This window comes from Iocasia fonsfrigidae, assembly GCF_017751145.1.
Lineage (GTDB): Bacteria > Bacillota > Halanaerobiia > Halanaerobiales > DTU029 > Iocasia > Iocasia fonsfrigidae.
Map to the genome: position 1 here is coordinate 1,359,567 of NZ_CP046640.1, position 23,235 is coordinate 1,382,801.

A 23,235-nucleotide genomic window follows, 5' to 3' on the forward strand; every position below is an offset into this window, starting at 1 on the left:
GATATTTATTAGATTTTATTGTTAACCATCAATTGGTTATTGTTTCATTGGTATTTGCTGCTCTTTTGTTAGAACGTAGATTTAACTTAGAATAATAATGTTAAATTAATATATTAAAGTTGGAGGAATTTAAATGCTTTTAGAATTAGAAAGAGAAAAAATAGTGAAATATGGAGAAAAACTCGTTGCAAGTGGATTGACAAAGGGTACAGGAGGAAACTTAAGTATTTATAATTTAGAAAAGGGACTTATGGCAATTAGTCCAAGCGGCATTGATTATTTTGATATCAAATTAGAAGATGTTGTAGTAATGGATCTAGAAGGCAATATAGTGGAGGGATACAGAAAGCCTTCAAGTGAATATGAAATGCATAAGATATTTTATGAAAAGAGAAATGATATATTTGCATTAGTACACTGTCATTCTATATATTCAACGACTATTTCAATTTTAAGAGGAGATTTACCAGCATCACATTATATGATAGCACTGGCAGGAAAGAATGTAAGGTGTGCAGAATATGCAACATATGGAACAAAAGAACTAGCAAAAAATGCATTTAAGGCAATGAAAGACCGTTATGGAGTATTATTAGCTAACCACGGATTATTGGCAGGAGCAAATTGTATAGAAAATGCATTTAATACAGCAGAGGAATTGGAATATGTTGCAGAGACTTATTATAGGGCAAAATCAATAGGTAAGCCAGTAATATTGCCTGATGAAGAAATGAAAATAATGTTTGAGAAGTTTAAATCTTATGGGCAGAAAAAAATATAAGACATGAATATCGTTGTTGGGGCAACATCAGAATATAATTTCTGGAAGTGGTAAAGTGATAAAAATTATATTGTATCTTAATTCAGATATTCTGAAGTTGTCTCAAAATATTTTAAGAAACTGTTATGAGCAGTCCAGAGGGCTATCTCACTTTGAGACAGCCCTAATTTTTTTTCAAAAATAAAAAAGTTTAAAGAAAAGGGGTTTAAAATGTCTGTAGAAAAAAAAGTAAAAATAACTAACGAAACAGGATTACATGCCCGTCCTGCATCAAAATTTGTACAAAAAGCTGGAGGGTTTAATTCTGAGATTATAGCAATTTTAAATGATAGAGAGGTTAATGCTAAAAGTATCTTAGGAATTTTAAGTTTAGGGGCAAGCAAGGGGAAGGAAATAATTCTAAAGGCAGAAGGAACTGATGAAGAAATGGCAATCAAGGAATTAGTTAATTATCTAGAAGTAGAATTGCCTAAAGAAGAATAATGAGATAAGGAAGGACAGTGATATTATGCAAGGGATAGCTGCTTCACCAGGAATAGCAATTGGTAGAGTGTTTCTTAAAGCAGAAGATAATATAGAATTTAAGGAGAAGACAATAGATGATATTGAAAAAGAGTTAAAAAGATTAAGCATTGCTTTAGAAAATGCAAAAATTGAATTAAAGAAATTAATGGAAGAAACCAGTGAGAAACTTGGTCAAAAGGAAGCCGAGGTATTTGAGGCCCATCTGATGTTAGTAGATGACCTTGAACTTATAGAACCTATTAAAGAGAAGATTAAAGATGAAAAAATCAATGCAGAAGCAGCAATAGCACAGACAATTAACTTTTTTTCCCAGATGTTTGCTGAGCTTGATGATGAATATATTAAGGCTCGAGAGGCAGATATTAAAGATGTTGGGAAAAGGTTAATCAGAATATTAAGTGGACAGGGTAAATCAACTACAGAACTAGAGGAAAATACAATAGTTGTAGCCATTGATTTGAGCCCTTCTGATACTGCCCAACTTGATACTGCGAAGGTATTTGGTTTTGTAACTCAAGAAGGCTCAAGAACTTCGCATACAGCTATAATGGCACGTTCTCTGGGTATTCCAGCAGTAGTTGGGGTTGGTAAAGAACTTTCTGTCAGTATCAAGCAGGGGCGGCTTGTTTCTGGACAGACTATTATAGTGGATGGAAATGGTGGACAGGTATTTATAAATCCTGATTTTGAAACAGAACATGAATATCAACAAAAGAGAGAGAAATATCAACAGGAACAGGAAAGGTTAAAAAAATATAAGAACAAGGAAGCGCTTAGTAAAGACGGCAAAAAGGTAGAAGTCTGTGGTAATATAGGTAATATAAGAGATATAGAGTCTATTTTAGAATATGGTGGTCAAGGAATAGGGCTTTTTCGGACAGAATTTCTTTATATGGATCGGGATACTTTGCCAAGTGAAAAAGAACAATTTGAAGTCTACCGACAGGTAGCTGAAAAAATGGACGGTAAACCTGTAGTTATTCGCACTTTAGATATTGGTGGAGACAAAGAACTACCTTGTTTAAATTTACCTAAGGAGATGAATCCATTTTTAGGATACAGGGCCATCAGAATATGTCTTGATCAACCTGATATTTTTAAAACTCAATTAAAAGCAATTTTGGCGGCCAGTAACTATGGTAATATAAAAATAATGTATCCCATGGTCTCATCTGTTGATGAAGTAAAGTCGGCTAATAGAATTCTTTGGGAATGTAAAAAAGAACTAGCAAAAGAGGGTAAGGGGTATAGTCAGGATTTAGAGGTAGGTATTATGGTAGAGGTGCCTGCTGCAGTAATGGAGGCAGATATTATTGCTCAGGAGGTAGATTTTTTTAGTATCGGGACTAATGATTTGATTCAGTATACAATAGCAGTTGATAGGGTTAATGAAAAAGTAGCTCAAATGTATACCCCTTATCACCCGGCAGTGTTAAAATTGATAAAGAAGACTATTGACTCAGCCCATCAAGCTGGTATCTGGGTAGGGATGTGTGGTGAAGCAGCTGCTGATGAATTATTACTGCCATTTTTATTGGGAGTAGGCCTTGATGAATTTAGTATGAGTGCTGTCTCTATTTTAAGGATTAAGGAATTATTAAGTAAATGGACAGTTGAGGAAGCAGATGAAATAAGTAAGCGTGTTTTAAAATTACAATCTGCAGAAAAAATTAAAAAATTTTTGCTTGAGTTAGCGAGATGATGCAGTTTCTCTGCTTTTCCAATGCAGATATGATTATTGTTTCGGATAGACGATGTACTTGAAAGGAACAGCATGGACAAAGAAATATGAAGAAAGAGAATTTACAGATTATTATAGAGCAGGCTCTTTAAAACTTAGCGGAAGCTTTCAGATTTACAAATCACCTCTGTTGTAGTATAATAAGCATATAATAAGCATATAATAAGCATATAATAATGCTATAAAGCGAGGTGATCGGAATGATGAATATTAAGCCCTCTGCGGCAATTCGAAAAAACTACAATGAGATTTCTGAGCTGTGCAAGCGGTCGGGAGAACCGGTATATCTGACCAAAAACGGAGAAGGGGATTTGGTGGTAATGGATATTGAAGCCTTTGCCAGACGTGAAAGCATGCTGCGCCTTCGGGAAAACCTGGTTGCTGCGGAGGAAGGCAGGTTGAGCGGCAAGAAAGATTATTCCATTGATGAGGTGTCCAATATGATGAAGGACGCCATCAAGGAGGTATTGGATGGACAGCAAAGGTAAGTTGTATAAAGTGATTATCTCCGACGAGGCGGCTCAGATGCTGGTATCTCATTCCCGTTTTCTTGCACAGGTCAGTGAAACGGCAGCTCTGCAGCTTATTGCCGAGTTTGATGAAAAGGCAAAGTCACTGGAGAAATTTCCAGAGCGGAATCCATGGCTTTCTGATCCTTTGGTGCCATCGGGTAAATACCGCAAGCTCCTGATGGCGAATCGGTATTTGCTGGTTTATCAGGTGAAGGGCAGTACCGTATACGTAGATGCTGTGGTGGACTGCAGGCAAGATTATGGCTCGCTGTTGTAGGCATAAAATGAGTTACGTAAGGTGTGTGCGGAATTAGGGATATATAATCCCCGGCGGGTATATACTGATACTTTTCGAACAGACTCTTTAATGTACTGGATTGACATAGATATATATTTTACTTGCATCTTTTTTCACATCTGTTACTTCAAACTCATTTCTTTCTTGATTGTTATCAATATTCAGAGATATTTTCTCTCCAATCCCTGGAAGATTATCGGTGTTTTGTAGTTCTGCTATTTTAGGAAAATCAATTTTATTTAGATACACCTGTACTGTCATTTGAATTTTCACCTCTGTTTTTTAATATCTTGTCCATTGTGGAAAAAAATATTCTTAGGGTAAAAACAGGGTGGTTTGTCCAAAACCACCCTGTTTTTTGATGCAGAGAATTTAGTTTTGTCTGATAGTAAGGAATTATTCATAGACGTTTATTCCTAGTAATTCATCTAGATTTACAAACTGGTAGCCCAGCATTTGTAGTGTCTGAATGAATTCTGGTAATACTTCTGCTGTGGCACTTAGGTCATGGTTTTCTCCACCTGCTGAATGGAATAGTATTATAGTATCTTTATCTATGTTTGGAAGTGTGTTAATAAGGATTTGATCAACATCTCTATCTAACCAATCCCTTGAATCAACTGTCCAGTTAATTACCTTATAATCAATTCCCTTCATACGTTCCAGTAGGGTGGATGATACTGCACCATATGGGGGGCGTACTAACTTTGTTTTTAAACCAGTAATGCCCTCTAAGGTTTTTTCTGTTTTATCAATTTCAAGAGATAATTCTGCTGGTGATAATTTAGTTAAATCAACATGTGACCAGGAGTGACTGGCGACAATATGCCCCTCAGCTATTATTCTTTTCACTACCCCAGGATAGTTGTTTATTCTTTTGCCCATTAAAAAGAAAGTTGCTGGAACATTATATTTTTTTAGTATATCTAGAATCCAGGGAGTGTAGGTTCCATCTGGCCCATCATCAAAGGTTATTGCTATTTTATATTGATTGGTATTACCGTAGCGGTAGAATGTATCTGGAAAATCCCTTGTATAATAGGGCCCATTATATCCAGGGGAATCACCAGGAATAATCACTGGAATTTTAAGGGTTTGCCCAGGGTGTAGTTCTGTACTATTAATTTGATTAAATACAGTTATCTCTGTTGTTTCAATACCATATTCTCTGGCAAGTTTATAAATTGTATCTCCAGCTTTCACCTGGTAATAAAGTGGATATCTATATCTGACAGGTATATATAGTAATTGATGGGGATATAGTATCTCATTATTTATATGATTAGTCCGTGATAAGATATTAACTGGTATATGAATTTTCTGTGAAATTTTAAATAAAGTATCACCTGATTTTACACGGTAAGTACCTGCCTGATAAATATTTGGAATAATTAAAACTTGTCCATTAAAAATGGTATCTGGATTTTTCAGTTTGTTTAATGATGCTATTTCATTTTCTGTTATTCCATAGTAATGGGCTATTTGATATAAATCTTCACCTGATTTTACACGATGTACACTTAATGCCTGAGTATAAGTGGAAGTTACTGTTGTAAATATAATAAAAAATAGTATAATACTAATTCCTATAGTTTTACGCATTTTTTCACCTCCTTTAATTCTTTATTATTGTTTAAATTACTACATCAATCCTGTTTTTCCTACAAGAAAATAATACCATTGCATTTAATGACAGTAATCATTAGACGTTACTTACATTTGTTTTCTTTAAAAAATTATATGGTTTTAAATTATGCATAAGTGGTAGACTGAAAATTATTACGGTTGTATTAAGCTAGGATAGTCATATTATTGCTAACTTTATTATCGGTGTAACATTAAATTCCGGGATAGACTATAAATAATCTATCCCGGAATTTAATGTTTTAAAACTTCATTTTGCAGGTTTACTTGGTTTAGAAATAGTTGATAAGGCCTCTCCGGCTTCCATGTCAGACCTGGAGTTTACTGCTAAATCTCCTAATGATACAATCCCAACTAAATTATCATTTTCTACGACCGGCAGGCGGCGGATTTGTTTTTCAGCCATTAATGTAGCTGCTTCCTGGTCAGACATATCAGGTTGTCCATAGATCATATTTTTAGACATGACCTGGGTAACAGGGGTATTACTGTCACCATTATTGGCAACATTCCTAATAGCTATGTCCCTATCTGTTATAATCCCTACTGCTCTTTTCCCTTCACAAACTGGAACAGAGCCGACATTTAGATTTTTCATAATTGTTGCTGCATCTTTAACACTAGAATTTGGATTGACAGTTTGTACATTATTGGTCATAATATCTCTTAATTGCATTATTGATCATCTCCTTTTTTTCTTATGATATGTAAAAAAAATATTTTAATTCATAATAAGATGATATAAATTAGATATTTTTATATTATCCTAGAAAAAAATGTTAGATATAGAATTAATTTGTTTCTTGCTAAAATTTTCTTTATTTGTTATAATGATATTGGAAAGGTATGCGAACATTTGTTTAGCAAAATATAAAAATGAGGGATTGATATGATGTTAAGGTATTTGAGTTATTTGGAAAAGACAGGGATTGACGAACAGGGAATTGTCAGAGAAAAGGGGAAAGATGTTAATAATATTAGGGAAGAAATAATTTTTAATAGATTAAAGACCAAATTCTTTGCTAATCTTTCACATGAATTTAAAACCCCTTTAAATCTAATTTTTTCTTCTATAAAAATGATAGAGTTATTTCTTGAAAAAAATTCACATGCTTATAATGAGGGTTTAACTCCTTATCTTAAAAGTATTAAAAAAAATAGTTTTCGTTTATTAAAACTCCTTTCTAATTTAATAGATCTTACCAGAATAGAGGCAGATGATTTTAAACTCGACTTAAAAGAATGTGATATTATTAAACTTATGCATAAGCTTGGTGAGGAGGTTTATGACCAAATAAACAGGAGAGGTAGGTCATTTAGAATTAAAAGCCAGCTGGGTAACAGGGTTATTGTATGTGATCCTTCAATTATAGAGAGGATAATTTTAAACCTCTTATCCAATGCCTTAAAATTCACTAAAAAAGGGGACCAGATAATTATCACTATCTCTGAGAACGATAATTTTCTTATAATTTCAGTAAGGGATACTGGTATTGGTATAGAGAAGGACAAGCAGGCTCTAATATTTCAAGAATTTAGACAGGCAGATGAAACATTTAGCCGTATAAATGAGGGTAGTGGTATTGGATTGTCAATTGTAAAATCATTAGTGGAGCTGCATGAGGGGACTATTGAAGTGGATAGTATTCCAGGTTCTGGGAGTGATTTTTTGATTAAATTACCTATTGATTTAGAAAAAAATCATGCTAATAGGAGTGGGGATTATCAGATTGAGAATCTAATAGATAAGGTTGATGTAGAATTTTCCGATATTATCAGCTAACTGCTACAAAAAAGCACCTGCTTTATGGCAGGTACTCTAGGGCTAGTTTATGATAATCATCAGCTGATTTTCTTATATCTATAATTTCTTGTTCTTCTAGTTTCCGAATTATCTTTCCTGGGATACCGACTACTAAACTTCTGGGAGGGATTTTTTGATTTTCTGTTATTATTGCTCCGGCACTAATAATTGATTTTTCTCCAATTACAGCCCCATTAAGTACGATAGCGCCCATACCAATTAAACAACTATCTTCAATCTTACAACTGTGTAGCTTAGCCCCATGTCCAATAGTTATGTTATTACCTATAAGAAGGGGTTTATTTTTATCCACATGGAGTACGGCATTGTCCTGAATATTTGTTAAAGCCCCTATTTTAATCTGATTAAAATCTCCCCTGATCACTGCGTTGTACCAGACACTGGATCCCTTCAATATTTTTACATCACCGATGACCTGACAGCCTGCTGCTATAAAGACCTCATTTCCTATTTCAGGGATCTTTCCATTAAAGACCTGTAACATATATATCCCCCCATAATTTATAATTGAGATTATAATTACTTAAATCCTATTATATTTATTCTAGAAACCTAAGATAACTCCTTTATAATGATGAAAACTTAATAGTCAAATCTGGTATTAATTTTATTATAGGAGATAAAATAAAGGTAAAGGAATTCTGGAGACTGATTATATGAATAAATTTAGTAAAAACTACATTTATATATTAAGATGGAAAATGGATGAAGAGTTAGCAGAAGATGAGGGTGTGGAATGCAACCCATATTATCTGGGAGAGGACCTTGGTATTAACTATTCTAAAGAAAAAACACATTTCAAGGTATGGGCTCCAACAGCTAAATGGATAAAGTTGTTAGTCTATTCAAATGAAAATGATGAGCAACCGGAAATTACTAGAGATTTTAATAGAGATACCTGTGGAACTTGGGTAGCGGAAATCCCAGGAGATATGCATGGTTATTATTTTTTATACCGGGTTAAAGTAAAAGGAAAAATCAATGAAGTTATAGACCCCTATACCAGGGCGGTTAGTACCAATAGTAAAAAGGGTTTAATTGTTGATTTGAACAGAACAAATCCAGAGAACTGGGAAAATGATAGGAGGGTAGGATTAAAACAGCCACAGGATGCCATTATATATGAGGTTCATGTTAGAGATTTTTCTTCCTCTCCCAATTCAGGAATGATAAATAAGGGAACCTACCTGGCCTTTACAGAAAAAAATACTACAACTCCGGATGGATTTAAAACAGGGATTGGCCATTTAAAAGAACTTGGCATTAGTCATGTACATTTGTTACCAGTTTTTGATTTTGCTAGTGTAGATGATAAACAAAAGATGGATTATAATTGGGGATATGATCCCTATTACTACAATGTTCCAGAGGGTTCTTATACAACTGATCCGGCAGATGATACCCGTATAAAAGAGTTTAAGAGACTGGTACAGGAACTACATAACAATGGCTTAGGGGTAATCATGGATGTAGTATATAATCATACATATGCTACTGAAGATTCTCCTTTTAATCTACTGGTTCCTGGATATTATTATCGTTTTGACCTTTATGGAAATTATTCTAATGGTTCAGGGACAGGGAACGAAATTGCCTCTGAAAAACCTATGGTACGTAAATTTATTGTTGATTCTGTAAAATACTGGGCAAAAGAATACCATATAGATGGTTTTCGTTTTGATTTGATGGCCTTACATGACAAAAAAACTATCTCTGAGATTGAAAAGACCTTGCATGGTATAGATAGTTCGATTTTAATTTATGGTGAACCGTGGATGGGTGGTTTATCTTCACTGGATCATTCACAGCAGGTACATAAGGGTACACAGAGGGGAATGAAAATTGCAGTTTTTAATGATGATTTTAGGAATGCTATCAAAGGTGATAATGACGGTATAGGAACGGGATTTGTTTCCGGGAGAGAAGACCAGGCACATAATATTAAATGTGGTGTGACAGGTAGTATATTTTATAATGACTATATACAGGGTTTTACTGATCAGCCCAGTGAAAGTGTTAATTATGTCTCATCACATGATAATTTAACTTTATGGGATAAACTGAATAAATCAAATTTCCATGATAGTGAAGATGACCGAATTAAAATGGATAAGTTAGCCCAGGCTATAATACTTACTTCACAGGGTATTCCCTTTATTCAGGGTGGTGAGGAATTACTGCGGACTAAATTTGGCAATCATAATAGTTATCAGGCTGGTGATAGGGTTAATCAGCTTAAATGGGAGAGAAAGGCCATTTATTACGATGTGTTTAAATACTATCAAGGTTTGGTTACCTTAAGAAAAGAACATCCTGCCTTTAAGATGGAGAATGCAGTCCAGATCAGAAACAGTCTCTGTTTTTTGGATACCCCTCATAATACAGTGGGTTTCTGGCTAAAGAATCATGCTAATAATGATCAGTGGAGAAATATAGTTGTACTTTATAATCCCAACCGGGTAAGACAGGAGTTTTCTCTACCTGAGGAGGGAGAATGGCTGGTAGTTGTTAATGACAAAAAGGCTGGAACAAATGTCCTGGAGTCGACATTTGAAAGGGTAGTTGTTAAACCTATTAGTATAATAGTTTTGTATCAGAACTAATTACGATAATATTTGTTCCTCACCTTCCAGGCACATAATTATTACCGTGTGAATACAATAGTGTATGTTTTTCCTATTGGAAGGAGGGGGGCAGAGTGTTCCTATTTGAATATATGATGAAATTACTCATGGGGAACTCAAATACTCTCTTCATGGGCTTAATAGTAGTAATTTTTGGTTATTATGGCTGGTTATTATGGAGTATTAATGAACGGCTTAAGAATCATTTGATAGACTGGGATAGGCAAAATGATTCTCTTATTGATATGAAAGAAACTGTTGATAAACTTGATGATAGTCTTTATAAAGAATTAGTAAATAGGCTTGATGAGAAGAAGACGGAGATTGAAAAAATAAGGTTGGAGATAGATAAAAAATCAGATGATATGGATAGGTATTATAATGATATTATTGGTGAAATAAAGGAGTCTACTGATGAGATTAAGGAAATTATGATGATTTTAATGAATAACCGGGCCAGGGGGCTAAGGGCAGAAGAGACAGTTGATCTTTATAGAATGATTAAAGAAAAACAAGAAGCAGATAATTATAAAAAAAGCAATTGACTCTGGGGGTATAAGATTGAGTAGCAAAGAAAGGAAAACCGATGATTTTACATTACTAAAATTAAAATTAGAGGTTGCAGAAGAATTAGGTCTGGTAGATAAAATAAAAAAAGTCGGCTGGGCAGGATTAACTGCTGAAGAGGCAGGTAAGTTAGGAGGCTGTATTACCAGTAAAATAAAACAATTGAATAGTGATGAAACTTGAATATCAAGCCTAATTCAATTATAATATAGATGGATTTATGTTTTTTAAGATATTAAAGGTGTTTTGGGGGTAGCTATATGGAGTTAGCTATTTTAGGGGGAACCTTTGATCCGGTCCATTTAGGTCATCTCTTAATTGCTGAACAGGTTTTAAATAGATTTGACCTTGATAAGATAATTTTTATGCCTGCAGGTGTTCCTCCACATAAGAATAATAGTCAAATCCTTCCCTCACATCACCGCTTAGAAATGTTAAAATTAGCAATCAGGGATAATCCCTTATTTAACTATTCCCGATATGAGCTTGATAAAGAGGGTCAATCCTATACAGCTGATACCCTGCGTTACTTTAAAAATAAACAAGGGGTAGACAGGGTCTATTTTATTATTGGAGCAGATTCCCTCTTAGATATTTTTAACTGGAAGGAACCTGATTATCTTTTGGCTAATGCCTTCTTTATTGTTGCTCAGAGGCCAGGTTATTCTATTGATAATATCTTGAGAGAAAATGATTATTCTCCTTATTTTGATAGGATATTTATCATGAATAGCTTTTTTATAGATATCTCATCTACTTTTATAAGACAGGCTGTTAAAAACGGAGATTCTATCAGATATCAGGTTACTGAAGCAGTAAAGAATTATATTGAAAATAAGAAGCTATATCTGGAGGATTAAAGTGAATAGAGAAAAAACTATTGAAGTAATAAAAGAATGTTTGCCAGCCGCTAGATTTAAACATTCACTGGCTGTAGCTGTTACTGCCGAAAAACTCGCCTGGAAAGAAGGCCTGGCTGTTGATAAAGCCTATCTTGCAGGTTTACTTCATGACTATGCCAAGGGTTATAGTGAGGAAGAGCTAAAGCGGCTGGCTAGAATTTCATCATGGTATATTGATCAAGAAGAAATGTCCATATATCAGTTACTTCATGCCCCTGTTGCTGCTTATCTGGTAGAAAAAGAACTGGGAATAGATGATAGCCAGATACTTGAGGCCATCAGATATCATACAATTGGGAGTCCTGATATGGGTAAACTGGCTGTAATTATATATATTGCAGACTTTATTGAGCCCTCCAGGGATTTTTCAGGTATAGATAAGATAAGAAAAGAAGTAGATCAGGGACTGGATTATGGTATTCTGGCCATTACAAACCATATTTTAAGGTATCATCTTGATCATAATAGAGTGATACATCCTAATACATTAGCCTTAAGAAATGCCTACCTAAGGAGGATTTATGATGAGTAGTTTTAAACGTAGATTTTTGTTGTTTAGTGGATTTATATTATTATTAATACTTGGGTTTAGTATTGCAGTCTTTCTAAATACTGATTTCTGGGCCTTACAAAATAGTCCTTTTGAAAGTTCTAAACTAAATATACTGGTTGTGGGCTATGATTCCCTGGTTAATGGTTCACCAAGAGCAGATACAATTATTCTCGCCAGTATTGACTTAAAGACTAAAGATGTTGGTCTATTATCTATACCCCGTGATACCCGTGTTGATATTCCCGGACATGGTATGAATAGGGTTAATGCCTCTCATGCCTTTGGAGGTATAGAATTAACAGATAAAACACTGGAATTGTTTCTGGATGTACCAATTGATTATTATCTTGAGACAAATTTTAATGGTTTTGCTAAAATGGTTGATGCCCTTGGTGGAGTAGAGATTAATGTCTCACAGCCATTTCATTATGTTGATAAGGCTGGTGATTTATATATAGACTTGCCTGCCGGTCAACAGGTTTTGAATGGTGATGAGGCTCTGCAGTATGTGCGCTATAGGGAATCGATTGAGGGCGATATAGGTCGGGTGGCCAGACAGCAGAAGTTTATCAAAGCTATGTTTAAAAAGGTTCTGCGCCCCGATATAGTTATGAAACTCCCTGGTATATATACGGAAGTTAAGAAAACGGTTAATACTAATATTCCATTACAGGATATTAGTCCTTTTATCCATCTGCTTAAGGATATGGATATGAATGATTTTAAAACGGTAATGTTACCAGGTCAACCTAAATATATAAATGGGGCTAGTTATTGGCTGGCAGATGAGAAGGAATTAGACGTTGTGGTAAATAATTTGATCAGGAGTAAGGAATTTATCAGAAACAGCCGTATTTGTCTGGGGATATATAATGGAAATGGTCAGGTCGGTCTGGCTGGCCAGGTGTCTGATCAGTTGGGTAAATATGGGTTTGTGATAGATAGAATAGCTAATGCAGATCACTATAATTATCAAGAGACTAGAATAAAATACTATGATAGGACAAATGAAGTTACTGCCTTAAATATTCAAAAGGTACTGGGTGGTAAAGTTATCTATGAGAAATCCACAGAGGAGGGTGAAAAAGCAGCAGCAAATAAAGAGGATATTTCGATTATTATTGGTAATGATTATAATAAAGCATCTGAAGATGAAATTACAGGTTAAATTAAAATTTTAAGGGGTTGATATATTAGATGATAGATGATGGAATTAAAGGGATGGCTATACAGGCTGCTAAAGCAGCAGAGGATAAAAAAGCAAATGATATTCAGATACTGGATGTCAGGGAGTTAACAGTAATAGCAGATTATTTTTTAATCTGTAGTGGTAAATCTGTTACCCAGGTAAAGGCTATTGCTCGGGGAATTGATGAGGAATTTTCGGAAAAGGGCATTAATCCTAAAAAGACGGCTGGAATGCAGGAGGGACGCTGGGTTTTGATGGACTATGCTGACCTGATTATTCATGTTTTTCACGAGGAAGAAAGGAAATATTATGAGCTTGAACGTCTCTGGGCTGATGCCGAAAAGATATTAAGGAAATCTTGACAATCTTTTGGATTATTAATATAATTTATTTAATATGAAGACGATGAAAGAAAGTAGTAGATATATTATATATACCTAAAGAGAGCTGGTGTTAGCTGCAAACCAGTGGTATATGATATCGAACTCATTCTGGAGTTTAACTGGTGAATTAAATATAGCCAGTTGCGCTGTTAGCGTTATCAACAAATAAGTGGTGGATTATCTTTGTCAATAAGGGTGGTACCGCGGGTTATTCCCGTCCCTGTAGTGAGGGCGGGTTTTTCTATTTATATCTTGGGAGGTTGAGTTTAGTGAAGGGATATTATGATTTTAAAGAAATCGAAAGAAAATGGCAGAACACATGGGAAAAGGAAGGTATTTTTACGCCTGCTGATGAAACAGATAAAGAGAACTATTATGTACTGGAGATGTTCCCCTATCCCTCCGGCAATCTTCACATGGGACATGTGAGGGTTTATTCTATCGGGGATGTTATTGCGCGTTTTAAGGTGATGAATGGTTATAATGTCTTGCATCCAATGGGCTGGGATGCCTTTGGCTTGCCTGCCGAAAATGCTGCTATTAAACATGGAAATATTCATCCCCAGGACTGGACATGGGATAATATTGATAATATGAGAAAACAAATGAAGGCTATGGGTTTGAGTTATGACTGGGATAGAGAGGTTACTACAGCTAAAGAAGATTACTATAAATGGACCCAGTGGTTTTTTGTTCAGATGTTTAAGAAAGGTCTGGCCTATAAGAAAAAATCATCGGTAAATTGGTGTCCGGATTGTGAAACAGTCTTAGCTAATGAACAGGTTATTAATAATCAATGTGAGCGTTGTGATACAGAGGTTGAGCAGAAGGAATTGGAACAGTGGTTTTTTAAGATTACTGATTATGCTGAAAGACTGCTTGAAGACCACGAATTGCTGGAGAACTGGCCGGAAAAAGTTAAAGTAATGCAGAGAAACTGGATTGGTAGAAGTGAGGGTATGAAGATTAATTTTCCAATCAAAGGTCTGGAGGAAACACTTGATGTTTTTACTACCAGACCAGATACTATCTATGGGGCAAGCTATATGGTGCTGGCCCCTGAACACCCACTGGTAGACCAGTTGGTAGCAGGTACTGATAGAGAGGACGAGGTTAAAGAATTTGTTCATAAGGTTAAGAAACAAAAAGAGATGGAAAGGACATCACCTGAATCAGCCAAGATGGGTATGTTTACTGGTGCTTATGCTCTTAACCCGATGACTGGTGAGGAGATTCCTATCATGTTAGCTAATTATGTTTTGATGGGTTATGGTACTGGTGCTATTATGGCTGTACCTGCCCATGACCAGCGTGACCTTGATTTTGCTCTTAAATATGATCTACCTGTTAAAGTAGTAATCCAACCAGTAGATAGAAAAGAGAAACTTACTGTAGAAGAATTAGCAGGTGAGGCCTATACTGGTGATGGATGTTTAATTAATTCCGGTAAGTTTAATGGTTTGACAGTAGAAGAGGCCTTTAGTGCAATGGCCAGTTACATGGAAAAAGAGGGCATGGGTAAGATAGAGGTAAATTATCGTCTGCGCGATTGGTTGATTTCCAGGCAGCGTTACTGGGGTACACCAATACCTATTGTCTATTGTGATAAATGTGGGGTAGTTCCTGTTCCTGAAGAGGAACTGCCAGTTAAATTACCGCGTGATGTAGAGTTCAGCCCTGGAGGAGAATCTCCCCTTAATAAATGTGATGAATTTGTTAATACCGAGTGTCCAGAATGTGGTGGAAAGGCCAGAAGGGAGATAGATACCATGGATACCTTTGTGGATTCATCATGGTACTTTCTGCGCTATACTGATCCACATAATGATAAACTTCCTTTTACTAAAGGACAGGCAGAGAAATGGTTCCCTGTTGACCAGTATATTGGTGGGGTAGAACATGCTATACTCCATCTCCTTTACGCTAGATTCTTTACCAAGGTTATTTCTGACCTGGGTTTAACTGATGTTGTTGAACCATTTACTAACTGGTTAGCCCAGGGTATGGTTTTAAAAGATGGGGCTAAAATGTCCAAATCAAAAGGAAATGTAGTTGCCCCTAAAGATATACTCGGTAAATATGGTGCAGATACTGCCCGGCTTTTTATTCTCTTTGCTTCACCACCAGAAAAGGATCTGGAATGGAGTGACAAAGGTGTAGAAGGTTCAGAGAGATTTTTAAATAGGGTATGGCGTCTATTTAGTGACCATATTGAAGGCTTGAAAAATAATAGTGCTAAATTAGATAAAGAATTATTTACAGGGAATGAGAAGGAATTATACCGTGAGCTTCATCTGGCTATTAAGAGGGTGACCGAGGATATTGGTGTGAGATTAAACTTAAATACTGCTATCAGTGCTATTATGGAATTAACCAATGCCTGTTATCACTACTTAAATGAGGTTGAAGTTATTAATTATTCATTATTAAGTGAAACAATAGATAAACTATTGTTATTACTTGCCCCTTTTGCCCCTCATATGACTGAAGAATTGTGGCATGAACTGGGACATGATGGTTTTATCTCTCAACAGGCCTGGCCGGAATATGAAGAGGAAGCCCTGAAGAAAGATGAAATAACAATTGTTGTCCAGATTAATGGAAAAGTGAGGGATAAACTGAAGGTAGAGGCTGAAATAGATGAAGAAAGTCTTAAAGAAACAGTTCTAAAATCTCAAAAGGTTCAGGACTATACAACTGATAAAGAGATAGTTAAATTCATAGTAATTCCTAAAAAGTTAGTAAATATTGTTGTTAAGTAGCTTAATAAATCACTGTATTTTGATCGACAAAAAGATAAGCCCTCCTTTTGATAAGGAGGGTATTTATCAATGGTGAGGTGGGGTATTATTAGTTTTTTAAGTAGGATAAAAGAAAAATTTAGTCGTAAACCATTGATGTATTCCTCAAGGATATGTGAGGATTGCCAGGCAGCAAAGAAATTTTTTGTTGCTCATGAGATTTCTATACAGATCAAATATATAGAAGATAAGGGAATAAGAGAAGAACTAGCTGCAAAGTATGGTAAGGTTCTGGTGCCGACTATTATTATTGCTGGTAAAAAATTTATTGGCTTTGAGGATAATGAAAAAGAAATAAAGAAGAGACTCAAAATAGATTAAAAAAGACCACAGAGGGGAGAAAAAAATGCAGCCAGAATTGGAGGAAAAATACAATAAATTAAGAAATATTTTATTATCAATAGAACGTCTGGTGATTGGTTTTTCTGGTGGTGTTGATAGTACCTTATTGCTTAAGGTAGCTATTGATGTCTTAGGGAGAGATAATGTACTTGCCGTTACCTCATCTTCTGAAACACACCCCTTAAGTTCACTGGAAGAGGCTAAAAGACTTGCTAAAGAGATAGGGGCAGACCATAAAATCATTGAAAGTATGGAACTTAGTGATGAGAGATTTAGTAGAAATGATAAAGAGCGGTGTTATTACTGTAAAAAAATACTCTTTTCAGATCTTAGAGAGATTGCCCGGGATAATGGCTATAGTGTTATGGCAGATGGTTCAAATGCTGATGATAGTTTATATGATTATCGTCCTGGATTAAGAGCTATCAAGGAATTAGGGGTCAGGAGCCCTCTGCTGGAAGCAGGTCTTGCCAAAAAAGAAATCAGGGAATTATCTAAAGAGCTTGGCCTGCCTACCTGGGATAAAGCTGCTTTTGCCTGTCTGGGTTCGCGTTTCCCTTATGGTGAAGCTATTACCAGTGAAAAATTAGAAATGGTGGATAAAGGAGAGGCATTTTTAAAGAAATATGGTTTTTCACAATTGCGTTTAAGGCAGCATGACCAGTATACTGCCCGGATAGAGGTGCTGTCTGAAGATATGGATAAATTAATGGCTAACAGAGAAGAGATTGTTGGCAGTCTAAAAAAAATAGGTTATAATTATATTACGCTTGATATTGAGGGGTATCGAACAGGTAGTATGAATGAGTTGTTGTAAGATTTGTAATATCTTTAGAAAAGAGGGCATATAAATATACTAAATACAAATTAAGTTTCTTTCAGCTTTTTGCATAATTGAACGGGTAAAAGGGTACTACAGGCATTACGTATCTAAGCCGATTATTTATTTTAAAAAATAAATAAATTAGCAATAATTTGACATTTTTTAATTTTTGTGATATATTCTTATTATTGATAGTTAAAAAATAAATAGATAAATAAGGTGGAGAACAAGAGAAAACCTTATTGAGTGTTAAATGGTGAGGGACATGGCTTTTTTAATGTCTTGTAACTTAATTGACTCTCAATAAGGTTTTTTTATTTATAAATTTATACTAGGTGGTGATTAAAGTGTAAGAGATTTAAGTTATGTAAAATGTGGTTTATGTAAGTGTTTAATTATTTAAAAATTATTAGGGAGGATAACGAATGTTAAACATTGCTAAGTATTGTGCTGAATTTTTTGGAACAATGATTTTAGTATTGTTGGGTGATGGGGTAGTTGCTAATGTTTTGCTAAAGAAAACAAAGGGTGAAGATAGTGGCTGGATTGTTATAACAACAGGGTGGGGTTTGGCAGTGGCAATGGCAGTATATGTAACTGGATGGGTTAGTGGAGCACATATTAATCCTGCAGTTACAATAGGTCAAGCAATAATCGGTAAGTTTCCCTGGGTATTAGTCCCTGGTTTTGTAATTGCGCAAATATTGGGTGGTCTTGTTGGAGCATTATTAGTTTATGCTGCATATAAGGATCATTTTGCTGTAACTGATGACCCTGATCTTAAATTGGCTGTATTTTCAACTGGCTCTGAAGTCAGAAATTTCACCTGGAATTTTGTTACAGAGCTTCTTGGAACAGCAATGTTATTAATTGGTGTGTTGGGAATTACAAATGGTCATAACCAGATAGGGGCTTTGGGTTCTCTATTAATAGGCTTTTTAGTATGGTCAATTGGCTTAAGCCTGGGTGGGCCTACAGGTTATGCCATTAATCCAGCTAGAGATTTAGGCCCTAGGATTGCTCATGCCCTTCTTCCAATACCTGAAAAAAGAGACTCAGATTGGGCTTATGGATTAGTAGTTCCCGTCTTTGGGCCTATTGTAGGTGGAATTATGGGAGCCTTTGTATATCAGTTTTTCTTGCGGATTTGGAATTTAACATATTAAAAGTAGATAATATAGCTACTTAATTTGATAAAACCTAGGAGGGTTATTAATGGAAAAGTATATTTTATCGATTGACCAGGGAACTACCAGTTCAAGAGCTATTATTTATGATAAAAAGGGGAGGGAGGTAAGTAAATCCCAAGAGGAATTTAAGCAAATTTATCCCAGGGCAGGATGGGTTGAACATAATCCAGAAGATATCTGGCGTTCTGTCATAGATGTTATTCAGGAGTCAATTAAAAGGGCAGAGGTTAAACCAGGTGATATTGCAGCTATAGGTATTACAAATCAGAGGGAAACAACGCTTATCTGGGATAAAAATACTGGTAAACCTGTTTATAATGCTATTGTCTGGCAGTGCAGACGAAGTACTAATATCTGTCAGAGGCTAAAAGAACAGGGCTTAGAAGACAAATTTAAGCAGAAGACTGGTCTTTTGCTTGATCCCTATTTTTCAGGAACAAAGATTAAATGGATTTTTGATAATGTAAGTGGAGTTAAAGAAAGAGCGGCAAAGGGTGAATTGCTTTTTGGAACAATTGACAGCTGGCTTATCTGGCGGTTGACAGCTGGTAGAATTCATGTTACTGATTATACTAATGCTTCCCGTACTTTAATTTATAATATCCATGACCTTGGCTGGGATTCTGAATTATTGGCCATACTGGATATTCCAGAATCCATTTTACCTGAGGTAAAAGCAAATAGTGAAGTATATGGATTAACGTCAGCAGATGTTTTCTTTGGAGCAGAGGTTCCCATAGCGGGGATTGCCGGTGACCAGCAGGCAGCTTCTTTTGGCCAGTGCTGTTATCAGGAAGGAATGACAAAAATCACCTATGGAACCGGAGGCTTTATGTTAATGAATACTGGAGAAAGAGCTGTTAAATCAGAAAAAGGTTTATTAACTACAATTGCCTGGGGTATAAATGGGAAAATTGAGTATGCCCTGGAAGGCAGTATTTTTATAGCCGGGGCTGCAGTCCAGTGGTTAAGAGATGAAATGAAGATAATAGATGATTCTACTGATTCTCAATATTTTGCTGAAAAAGTTCTGGATACAGCTGGGGTTTATGTGGTCCCTGCCTTTACCGGAATGGGTGCCCCTTACTGGGAACCTGATGCCAGGGGAATTATAGTAGGGTTATCGCGCGGTAGCAATAAAAACCATCTTATAAGGGCTACCTTAGAATCACTGGCCTATCAGAGTAAAGATGTAATTGATGCAATGCTAGGTGATTCCAGTGTTTCTTTGAAAGATATTAAGGTTGATGGAGGTGCATCAGCCAATGACTTCTTAATGCAGTTTTTAGCCGACATAACAGCTACCTGTGTTGAAAGACCTATAAATACAGAGACTACATCTACTGGAGCATCGTTTTTAGCTGGTTTGGCTGTTGGTTATTGGACAGACAGACAAGAAATTATGCACTTGCGGGAGATAGATAAAAAGTTTAAACCCCATATAGATGATAAAAAAAGAAAAAGTTTGTATCAGGGCTGGCAGAAGGCTGTTAAGGCAGCATTGAACTGGAGTATTTAGTGTAGTATAAGCAAAAAACACCTTGTAACTTGATTCTAGCTTTGATATAATTTAATTAAATTAAAAAAATTCAAAAATGCATAAAATAAAGATGGTAGAGAATAAGAGAGAGCCATTTTTATTGATATGGGGGAAGGTGTTGTCCCTTCTCTAACTAACCATGTCAATAAAAATAGGCTCTCTTATTTATTTCTTTGTAAAAAAGGGGGGTTAATTGTTATGAAATCTATAGAGAAAAAAACAGATATTTTAATCATAGGTGGAGGGGTTACTGGTTCAGCTATAGCCAGGGAATTATCCCGTTACAACTTAGATATTAGCTTAGTAGAAAAAGAAAGTGATGTAGCAGTTGGAACCAGCAAAGCAAATTCAGGTATTATTCATGCTGGTTATAATGCAGCTGCCAGTAGTTTAAAGGGGAAATTAAATAGTAGGGCTAATCCAATGTTTGATAAGCTATGTAGTGATTTACAGGTCCCTTTTAAAAGGATTGGGTCCTTAGTAATTGCTTTTAATTCTGATGACCTCAAAATATTGAAATTTGAGAAAGAAAATGGGGAAAAGATGGGGGTCAGGGGTTTGGAAATAGTCAGTGGTGACCGTTTATTTGAAATGGAACCCCATTTGAATCCTGATGCCCAATATGCCCTTTATGCCCCTACAGCAGGTATAGTTTCAAGTTATGAATTTACTATAGCCTTAGCAGATAATGCAGTTTTAAATGGTGTTAAAGTAATGCTGGAGACAGAAGTAACGGATATAATTATAGATAATGACCAGATTAAGGGGGTTAAAACCAGTAAGGGTATAATTTATTGTTCACTGCTTATTAATGCAGCTGGTCTTTGGACAGATGATATAGCCAAAATGGCAGGTCATAATAATATGAAGATTAAGCCGAGGAAGGGTGAATATCATTTGTATGACAAAAGCTGGGGGAATATTGTAAACCATGTCTTATTTCCAACACCGGCTAAATCATCCAAAGGTATACTAGTAACACCAACTGTACATGGTAATTTGATGATAGGGCCTAATTCAGATGAGGTAGATGACAAGGAAGACCTGACTACAACATCTGTTGGATTAAATAAGGTGTTTGCGGGGGCAAAAAGGTTAATACCAGGCCTCAGTAAGAGGGATATAATTACCTCTTTCTCAGGTTTAAGGGCCTGTGAGGAGAGTGGAGACTTTATTATTGGATCCTCCAGTCAAATCAAAGGATTAATTAATGTAGCAGGAATCCAATCACCTGGTTTAAGTTCTGCTCCTGCTATTGCAGAAATGGTAGTTGATATGATTAGAGATATTAGTCAGGAAAATGATACTGGTTTTGAAATGCTATTAAAGGAGGATTTTAAAGAAAAGTTACCGGAAAGGTATGTTTTTAATGACTACAATTATGATAGCTGGCAGCAGATAGTTGATAGCACCCCTGATTATGGAGAAATTATCTGTCGCTGTGAACAGGTTACCAAAGGTGAGATTGTTAATGCCATTCATCGACCTATTCCAGCCAGGACTCTTGATGCAGTGAAAAGGAGGACCAGGGCAGGAACAGGGAGATGTCAGGGTGGATTTTGTGGTCCCCGGGTTTTAGATATAATAGCAGATGAATTAGAGATTTCACCACTTGAAGTTACTAAAAAGGGCAGAGGCTCAGAAATATTAGAAGGAAAAACTAAAGATATATTACTAAAGGCAGGTGAAGTTGATGAAACAGTATGATTTGGTAGTAGTAGGAGGGGGACCTGCTGGATTAGCGGCAGCATTAGCAGCAGAAAAAAATAATGTTAAAAAGATACTGGTTCTTGAAAGAGATAAGTACCTGGGAGGGATTCTGCAGCAGTGTATTCATAATGGATTCGGTCTGGAATACTTTAAAGAAGAACTGACTGGCCCAGAGTATGCAGCTCGTTTTATCGGCAGGTTAAAAAATAGTAATATTGACTATAAAACAGAAACAATGGTTATAAATATAACACCTGATAAATGTGTCACTGCGCTCAACAGACAGGATGGTATTATAAATATAGAAGCCAAGGCAGTTATTTTAGCAATGGGCTGTCGTGAAAGAACCAGAGAAGCAATATGTATACCGGGGGATAGACCTGCTGGTATTTTATCTGCAGGAACTGCTCAAAGATATATTAATATTGAGGGTTATTTACCAGGAAGAAAAGTAGTAGTTTTAGGCTCAGGTGATATTGGATTAATAATGGCCCGGAGAATGAAATTAGAAGGTGCAGAAGTAAAGGCTGTCCTGGAAATAATGCCTTATTCCTCAGGCTTAATTAGAAATAAGGTGCAGTGTCTAGATGATTTTGATATTCCTTTAAGGCTTAATCATACTATTATCAGAATTAATGGTAAAAAAAGAGTGGAGAGTGTTGTGACAGCAAAAGTTGACGAAAACCTGAAAGTAATTCCTGGAACAGAAGAGGAGATAGTATGTGATACAATCCTTTTCTCAGTAGGTCTAATTCCTGAGAATGAACTATCTAGAAAAACAGGGATTAAATTAAATAAGGTGACAGGTGGTCCGGTAGTAAATGAGATTAGAATGACCAATATTGCTGGTATATTTGCCTGTGGTAATGTTTTGCAGGTTCATGATTTAGTGGATTATGTAACAGTAGAAAGTGAGATTGCCGGGAAATCAGCAGCTCTATATATTAATAATAATATTAGTAAACGGGAAAATAGCATAAGAATTAATGCTGCTGAAAATATTAGTTATGTTATACCCCATCAAATTGAATATTTGGAGAAAAACCGTAAATTTATAAAACTATTTATGAGAGTCAGTAAGCCAGCAGAGAATGTTAACATAATTTTGGAGAATGGAGATGGTGTAAAAATAAACTCTTATCAGCAAGATATCGTTACCCCAGGCGAAATGATAAAAATAGTATTACCAGAAAAATTCATAAAAAATTATATCAGGGAAATCAATGTTGCTGTGAAAAAGGAGTGTGATCTCCATGTCCAGAACTAATATAGTATGTATTAATTG

General features: G+C 35.6%; 24 protein-coding genes and 1 other annotated feature. Of the genes, 20 read left to right on the forward strand and 4 right to left on the reverse strand.

Going from position 1 to position 23,235, the window contains the following annotated elements:
- The first annotated feature begins 133 nt into the window (after positions 1–133).
- The 5 genes from GM661_RS06425 (at position 134) to GM661_RS06445 (ending at position 3,836) form a co-directional block, all read left to right on the forward strand.
- Positions 134–781 carry an L-fuculose-phosphate aldolase gene (locus GM661_RS06425; protein ID WP_230869272.1) on the forward strand — a complete coding sequence of 216 codons (648 nt, stop codon included), beginning with the start codon at positions 134–136 and terminating at the stop codon, positions 779–781.
- 210 nt (positions 782–991) lie between these two features.
- Positions 992–1,264 (forward strand): HPr family phosphocarrier protein, encoded by a 273-nt coding sequence (locus GM661_RS06430; protein ID WP_230869273.1) that lies wholly within the window; start codon positions 992–994, stop codon positions 1,262–1,264.
- A gap of 25 nt (positions 1,265–1,289) precedes the next feature.
- A complete protein-coding gene (gene ptsP / locus GM661_RS06435) occupies positions 1,290–3,008 on the forward strand; it encodes a phosphoenolpyruvate--protein phosphotransferase (RefSeq protein WP_230869274.1) in 1,719 nt (572 codons plus the stop codon).
- Positions 3,009–3,247: 239 nt separating this feature from the next.
- Entirely contained in the window at positions 3,248–3,535 is a 288-nt protein-coding gene (locus GM661_RS06440; RefSeq protein WP_230869275.1) for a type II toxin-antitoxin system prevent-host-death family antitoxin, read from the forward strand.
- On the forward strand, positions 3,519–3,836 hold the full coding sequence (locus GM661_RS06445) for a type II toxin-antitoxin system RelE/ParE family toxin (protein ID WP_230869276.1): 318 nt from the start codon (positions 3,519–3,521) through the stop codon (positions 3,834–3,836). The genes GM661_RS06440 and GM661_RS06445 overlap by 17 nt, the downstream gene beginning before the upstream one ends.
- An 87-nt stretch (positions 3,837–3,923) precedes the next feature.
- Here the strand turns inward: GM661_RS06445 and GM661_RS06450 are convergent, their stop codons facing one another.
- The 3 genes from GM661_RS06450 to GM661_RS06460 all read right to left on the reverse strand — a co-directional run bounded on the left by GM661_RS06450 (position 3,924) and on the right by GM661_RS06460 (position 6,177).
- Positions 3,924–4,118 carry a hypothetical protein gene (locus GM661_RS06450; protein WP_230869277.1) on the reverse strand — a complete coding sequence of 65 codons (195 nt, stop codon included), beginning with the start codon at positions 4,116–4,118 and terminating at the stop codon, positions 3,924–3,926.
- Positions 4,119–4,253: 135 nt separating this feature from the next.
- A complete protein-coding gene (locus GM661_RS06455; RefSeq protein WP_230869278.1) occupies positions 4,254–5,459 on the reverse strand; it encodes a LysM peptidoglycan-binding domain-containing protein in 1,206 nt (401 codons plus the stop codon).
- A 292-nt stretch (positions 5,460–5,751) separates the two neighbouring features.
- Positions 5,752–6,177, reverse strand: a complete 426-nt coding sequence (locus tag GM661_RS06460; protein WP_330165245.1) for a CBS domain-containing protein — start codon at positions 6,175–6,177, stop codon at positions 5,752–5,754.
- A 213-nt stretch (positions 6,178–6,390) separates the two neighbouring features.
- Here GM661_RS06460 and GM661_RS06465 point away from each other — a divergent pair, with 213 nt between their 5' ends.
- Complete coding sequence (locus tag GM661_RS06465) at positions 6,391–7,284, forward strand: sensor histidine kinase (RefSeq protein WP_230869279.1); 894 nt, start codon at positions 6,391–6,393, stop codon at positions 7,282–7,284.
- Between the two features lie 22 nt (positions 7,285–7,306).
- Here the strand turns inward: GM661_RS06465 and GM661_RS06470 are convergent, their stop codons facing one another.
- Positions 7,307–7,810 carry a gamma carbonic anhydrase family protein gene (locus tag GM661_RS06470; protein ID WP_230869280.1) on the reverse strand — a complete coding sequence of 168 codons (504 nt, stop codon included), beginning with the start codon at positions 7,808–7,810 and terminating at the stop codon, positions 7,307–7,309.
- 172 nt (positions 7,811–7,982) lie between these two features.
- Between GM661_RS06470 and pulA the strand changes: the two genes are divergently transcribed.
- The 14 genes from pulA (at position 7,983) to GM661_RS06540 (ending at position 23,217) form a co-directional block, all read left to right on the forward strand.
- Positions 7,983–9,929, forward strand: a complete 1,947-nt coding sequence (pulA, locus tag GM661_RS06475) for a type I pullulanase (RefSeq protein WP_230869281.1) — start codon at positions 7,983–7,985, stop codon at positions 9,927–9,929.
- Positions 9,930–10,024: 95 nt separating this feature from the next.
- Positions 10,025–10,495, forward strand: coding sequence for a hypothetical protein (locus tag GM661_RS06480; RefSeq protein ID WP_230869282.1), 471 nt, complete (start codon positions 10,025–10,027; stop codon positions 10,493–10,495).
- A 16-nt stretch (positions 10,496–10,511) separates the two neighbouring features.
- Positions 10,512–10,700: a small, acid-soluble spore protein, alpha/beta type gene (locus GM661_RS06485; RefSeq protein ID WP_125989410.1), complete on the forward strand. Its 189-nt coding sequence runs from the start codon at positions 10,512–10,514 to the stop codon at positions 10,698–10,700.
- A gap of 77 nt (positions 10,701–10,777) precedes the next feature.
- Entirely contained in the window at positions 10,778–11,377 is a 600-nt protein-coding gene (gene nadD, locus GM661_RS06490; protein ID WP_230869283.1) for a nicotinate-nucleotide adenylyltransferase, read from the forward strand.
- A gap of 1 nt (position 11,378) precedes the next feature.
- Positions 11,379–11,951, forward strand: a complete 573-nt coding sequence (gene yqeK / locus GM661_RS06495) for a bis(5'-nucleosyl)-tetraphosphatase (symmetrical) YqeK (protein ID WP_230869284.1) — start codon at positions 11,379–11,381, stop codon at positions 11,949–11,951.
- Positions 11,944–13,140 carry an LCP family protein gene (locus GM661_RS06500; protein ID WP_230869285.1) on the forward strand — a complete coding sequence of 399 codons (1,197 nt, stop codon included), beginning with the start codon at positions 11,944–11,946 and terminating at the stop codon, positions 13,138–13,140. The genes yqeK and GM661_RS06500 overlap by 8 nt, the downstream gene beginning before the upstream one ends.
- Before the next feature lie 29 nt (positions 13,141–13,169).
- Positions 13,170–13,523, forward strand: coding sequence for a ribosome silencing factor (gene rsfS, locus GM661_RS06505; RefSeq protein ID WP_230869286.1), 354 nt, complete (start codon positions 13,170–13,172; stop codon positions 13,521–13,523).
- 34 nt (positions 13,524–13,557) lie between these two features.
- Positions 13,558–13,769: a binding site (T-box leader), on the forward strand.
- Positions 13,770–13,813: 44 nt separating this feature from the next.
- Positions 13,814–16,306, forward strand: coding sequence for a leucine--tRNA ligase (gene leuS, locus GM661_RS06510; RefSeq protein WP_230869287.1), 2,493 nt, complete (start codon positions 13,814–13,816; stop codon positions 16,304–16,306).
- Between the two features lie 69 nt (positions 16,307–16,375).
- Positions 16,376–16,666: a glutaredoxin family protein gene (locus GM661_RS06515; RefSeq protein ID WP_230869288.1), complete on the forward strand. Its 291-nt coding sequence runs from the start codon at positions 16,376–16,378 to the stop codon at positions 16,664–16,666.
- 25 nt (positions 16,667–16,691) lie between these two features.
- On the forward strand, positions 16,692–17,504 hold the full coding sequence (gene larE / locus GM661_RS06520; protein WP_230869289.1) for an ATP-dependent sacrificial sulfur transferase LarE: 813 nt from the start codon (positions 16,692–16,694) through the stop codon (positions 17,502–17,504).
- A gap of 431 nt (positions 17,505–17,935) precedes the next feature.
- Positions 17,936–18,676 carry an MIP/aquaporin family protein gene (locus GM661_RS06525; protein ID WP_230869290.1) on the forward strand — a complete coding sequence of 247 codons (741 nt, stop codon included), beginning with the start codon at positions 17,936–17,938 and terminating at the stop codon, positions 18,674–18,676.
- Positions 18,677–18,725: 49 nt separating this feature from the next.
- Positions 18,726–20,219 (forward strand): glycerol kinase GlpK, encoded by a 1,494-nt coding sequence (gene glpK / locus GM661_RS06530; RefSeq protein ID WP_230869291.1) that lies wholly within the window; start codon positions 18,726–18,728, stop codon positions 20,217–20,219.
- 219 nt (positions 20,220–20,438) lie between these two features.
- A complete protein-coding gene (locus tag GM661_RS06535; RefSeq protein WP_230869292.1) occupies positions 20,439–21,947 on the forward strand; it encodes an NAD(P)/FAD-dependent oxidoreductase in 1,509 nt (502 codons plus the stop codon).
- The gene (locus tag GM661_RS06540; RefSeq protein ID WP_230869293.1) at positions 21,934–23,217 is read left to right on the forward strand and encodes an NAD(P)/FAD-dependent oxidoreductase; all 1,284 of its coding nucleotides are present in this window, start codon (positions 21,934–21,936) and stop codon (positions 23,215–23,217) included. Before GM661_RS06535 ends, GM661_RS06540 begins: the two co-directional genes overlap by 14 nt.
- The last annotated feature ends 18 nt before the right edge of the window (positions 23,218–23,235 follow it).

Coding starts and splice junctions, on each gene's coding strand:
- GM661_RS06500 (WP_230869285.1), top strand. CDS start 11,944: ATGAGTAGTTTTAAACGTAGATTTTTGTTGTTTAGTGGATTTATATTA.
- pulA (WP_230869281.1), top strand. CDS start 7,983: ATGAATAAATTTAGTAAAAACTACATTTATATATTAAGATGGAAAATG.
- GM661_RS06460 (WP_330165245.1), bottom strand. CDS start 6,177: ATGCAATTAAGAGATATTATGACCAATAATGTACAAACTGTCAATCCA.
- GM661_RS06455 (WP_230869278.1), bottom strand. CDS start 5,459: ATGCGTAAAACTATAGGAATTAGTATTATACTATTTTTTATTATATTT.
- rsfS (WP_230869286.1), top strand. CDS start 13,170: ATGATAGATGATGGAATTAAAGGGATGGCTATACAGGCTGCTAAAGCA.
- nadD (WP_230869283.1), top strand. CDS start 10,778: ATGGAGTTAGCTATTTTAGGGGGAACCTTTGATCCGGTCCATTTAGGT.
- GM661_RS06535 (WP_230869292.1), top strand. CDS start 20,439: ATGAAATCTATAGAGAAAAAAACAGATATTTTAATCATAGGTGGAGGG.
- GM661_RS06540 (WP_230869293.1), top strand. CDS start 21,934: ATGAAACAGTATGATTTGGTAGTAGTAGGAGGGGGACCTGCTGGATTA.
- GM661_RS06440 (WP_230869275.1), top strand. CDS start 3,248: ATGATGAATATTAAGCCCTCTGCGGCAATTCGAAAAAACTACAATGAG.
- ptsP (WP_230869274.1), top strand. CDS start 1,290: ATGCAAGGGATAGCTGCTTCACCAGGAATAGCAATTGGTAGAGTGTTT.
- GM661_RS06430 (WP_230869273.1), top strand. CDS start 992: ATGTCTGTAGAAAAAAAAGTAAAAATAACTAACGAAACAGGATTACAT.
- glpK (WP_230869291.1), top strand. CDS start 18,726: ATGGAAAAGTATATTTTATCGATTGACCAGGGAACTACCAGTTCAAGA.
- GM661_RS06445 (WP_230869276.1), top strand. CDS start 3,519: ATGGACAGCAAAGGTAAGTTGTATAAAGTGATTATCTCCGACGAGGCG.
- GM661_RS06470 (WP_230869280.1), bottom strand. CDS start 7,810: ATGTTACAGGTCTTTAATGGAAAGATCCCTGAAATAGGAAATGAGGTC.
- larE (WP_230869289.1), top strand. CDS start 16,692: ATGCAGCCAGAATTGGAGGAAAAATACAATAAATTAAGAAATATTTTA.
- GM661_RS06525 (WP_230869290.1), top strand. CDS start 17,936: ATGTTAAACATTGCTAAGTATTGTGCTGAATTTTTTGGAACAATGATT.
- GM661_RS06465 (WP_230869279.1), top strand. CDS start 6,391: ATGATGTTAAGGTATTTGAGTTATTTGGAAAAGACAGGGATTGACGAA.
- GM661_RS06450 (WP_230869277.1), bottom strand. CDS start 4,118: ATGACAGTACAGGTGTATCTAAATAAAATTGATTTTCCTAAAATAGCA.
- GM661_RS06515 (WP_230869288.1), top strand. CDS start 16,376: ATGGTGAGGTGGGGTATTATTAGTTTTTTAAGTAGGATAAAAGAAAAA.
- GM661_RS06425 (WP_230869272.1), top strand. CDS start 134: ATGCTTTTAGAATTAGAAAGAGAAAAAATAGTGAAATATGGAGAAAAA.